General features: G+C 33.2%; 2 protein-coding genes and 1 rRNA gene. 2 read left to right on the top strand and 1 reads right to left on the bottom strand.

All coding sequences use genetic code 11. The features are described 5' to 3' along the window. Positions 1-181: hypothetical protein (locus tag BD847_RS20880; RefSeq protein WP_208641778.1), on the top strand; the 181-nt coding region annotated here is incomplete at its 5' end. A 702-nt stretch (positions 182-883) separates the two neighbouring features. On the opposite strand, the gene BD847_RS21105 is transcribed toward BD847_RS20880, so the two are convergent. Beyond that, positions 884-1,135 (bottom strand): ISAon1 family transposase N-terminal region protein, encoded by a 252-nt coding sequence (locus BD847_RS21105; protein ID WP_449404000.1) that lies wholly within the window; start codon positions 1,133-1,135, stop codon positions 884-886. Between the two features lie 1,379 nt (positions 1,136-2,514). Between BD847_RS21105 and BD847_RS00015 the strand changes: the two genes are divergently transcribed. Continuing rightward, positions 2,515-2,591, top strand: a 16S ribosomal RNA gene (locus tag BD847_RS00015); the annotation flags it as partial.

The following is a 2,591-nucleotide window of genomic DNA, read 5'->3' as shown; positions in this document are numbered from 1 at the left end:
ACTGCAGTTATGTGGGAGAGTATGTCGTCGCCTTTCTTTTGAGAATCCTCATCATTCAATTGATGGGGATTTTTTCGTTTTACAAATGTTTGGGAGAAATCATATCTTCTTTCCTTGTTATGACCCGGTGATGCAAACCGCAAGATATGTTCAAAAGTTGGGGATTAAGCAAAAAGATTAGATAGTTTGAATAAGAAAAATCTATATTCCTAACTCCTCAGAATTGAGAGTTAAAAGTTTTTATTTTGGCATTTAAAGATTATACTAAAGCATTTAAACTTCTGTTATAAATAGTTTAAGTTTGTCTGATAATTAATAATTGATAGTATTGAGCAGATTGTTAAAGTTTTTAAAACCTGATTCTTCTGCATTTCTATATCAATGAGCTAGTTTACTCATAGTAATGTGTTTTTTATTATTGTAAATTTCTCGAAGTTGCTTACTTAGATTGTAAACTATTTTTATTCAGGGATATAAGTTAAATATCATCTGTGTGGTTTCTTTTATGCTTTTAAAGCTAGTTTTTGAACATAGAAGCTATCGGCAATGTTTATAGGTGTTGGGGAACATCTCTTAGGTATTAATTTCATAGAATTAGCCATGTCTAGGGTAATTTTCTTGGCAGTTGATTTTTGTGATCAATCTTATTAATGTGTTTTTTATGAATTGATTGGATTTGATTCTGGAAACAATGGTGACTAAAGAATCTTTTTTTAGCTTTGAATTTTTTATTAGTTACAATTATGTAAAGTTCTCCTTGGGAGAGCTGCTTTATCAATTGATAAATTCGCTCCTATATTCTCAGGATAAACAACCAAACTGGCGTACATGTTCGTGTAGCATCTATGTATTAAAGGAGCTTATTTTCTTTAGTCGCTAAAGTTTAATCTATTTTTGTAATTCCCATATTGGATTTATTAGCCCATCTTCGTCTTTTGATGTGTAAATGCATAAACTTACCTCTTGAAGGGAGGTAATGGGTTGTAATTTCATTGAGAAAACCCTTGGGAACCAGTTCAGCAGGGTTAAGTTCTTGTGGAGGTTTTGTATTTTCTTCAGAATACAGGTGTAATGCTTCTTCTGTGTTAGTGGTGGAAATTGCATCAAAGTGATCTATTAAAGAATCAGGAAGTATAGCTTTTAAAGCTCTAAAGAGGTTGTAGATAATTCTTTAATTGTCTCACTTTTTGGTTTTGTTATGATATTTTTCCACTGGTTTTGGGCTTGATCCATATAGTATTAGATGTATTATTAGAGATAGAAATTTTATCTATCGATAGTGTTTGCGATATATTCAGAATTGTGCTATGCTTTAGGGTTTTTTCTCAAACTTTGTCTTTTGTGTTATATGTAGCATGATTGGATGTTGCTGGACACAAACTTTGAGGGTTATCTTTTTTTTTTTTTTTTGGGGGGGGAGGCTCTTTTGAGTTTGATTTAGGCTTTTGTTTTCTTTGGGTATGGAATTGATTTCTTTTATATATATTATGAAGCAAGTTCAATGTACTTTGTATTGATTTTTTGAAATTCTATTATATAAATAAGATTTTAGTAGTATATATGATTAATATATCAGATTAGTCGAAGTTAAAGTCTTTCAAGATTTGGAATTTGTTTTTGATAAGGGGCTTAATCCTGCTATCCGCTAGATACGAGCGATAGTGAACTGACAGGGTAATCTTTTTATGGCTCCCGAAGCTCGGGATCACTACAAAAAGGATTTTCACTCCTATCGGGGCTATGGAAGCGGTTTTCAGAAGAGGTGATGTTGGATAAGGAAGATTTTCGAGCAAAACAATGCTCGAAAAGTGGAAAGCTTTGCGGCTTTGCGGGATTGGAATCGGCACAAAGGAAAGCTCTAAAGTTTGATTTCTATTCGAAAAACAGCCATAAAGAGTAAAAACTCGTCAAAACAGCAGGCTGAAAAAGCGTTCGGAATAAGGAAAACGCATCCAAAAGAAGAAAATCCTCATAATATTTGAAAAAAGTTCGAATTGTAAAGAAACCGTTATCAATGAGTTAAGGAATAATTCAAAAAAAGAATAAAAAAAGAGGCAAAAAAAGCTTGTAAATGCGAATAAAGGTCCTACTTTTGCACCCGCAACAACGAGAGACGTTCACTGAAATACTGACAAGCGAGGCGATTGAAACAGAAAAAAAATTCTGAAAAAAAGATTGTGAAAAGCTTGTGGAATTCGAAAGAAGCTTTTACATTTGCACCCCGCAAAACACGGAAAGTTCATTGAGAGATTGGTAGATATGATGAAGGAAAAAGGAAAAGAAATTTTCTAAAAAAAAAACTTCAAAAAACATTTGCCGTTTTGAAATAAGTTTTCTACTTTTGCACCCGCTTTGAGAAACAAGCGAGATGATAAAAAAGAATACACGTTCGTAGACATATTGAATTGACAGCCGTCTTGTCCAAAAGACAAGACAAATAGAATAAGAGTAATAGGATCGCAAGATTCGGAAAGAACCACTAGATAAGGCATCGAATATATAATATAAAAATATACGATGAAGAGTTTGATCCTGGCTCAGGATGAACGCTAGCGGCAGGCTTAACACATGCAAGTCGAGGGGTATAGCAC

This window comes from Flavobacterium cutihirudinis (assembly GCF_003385895.1).
GTDB classification, from domain to species: Bacteria; Bacteroidota; Bacteroidia; order Flavobacteriales; family Flavobacteriaceae; genus Flavobacterium; species Flavobacterium cutihirudinis.
The sequence above is the reverse complement of the archived record's forward strand: the minus strand, read 5'-3'. Positions and strand labels throughout refer to the sequence as shown.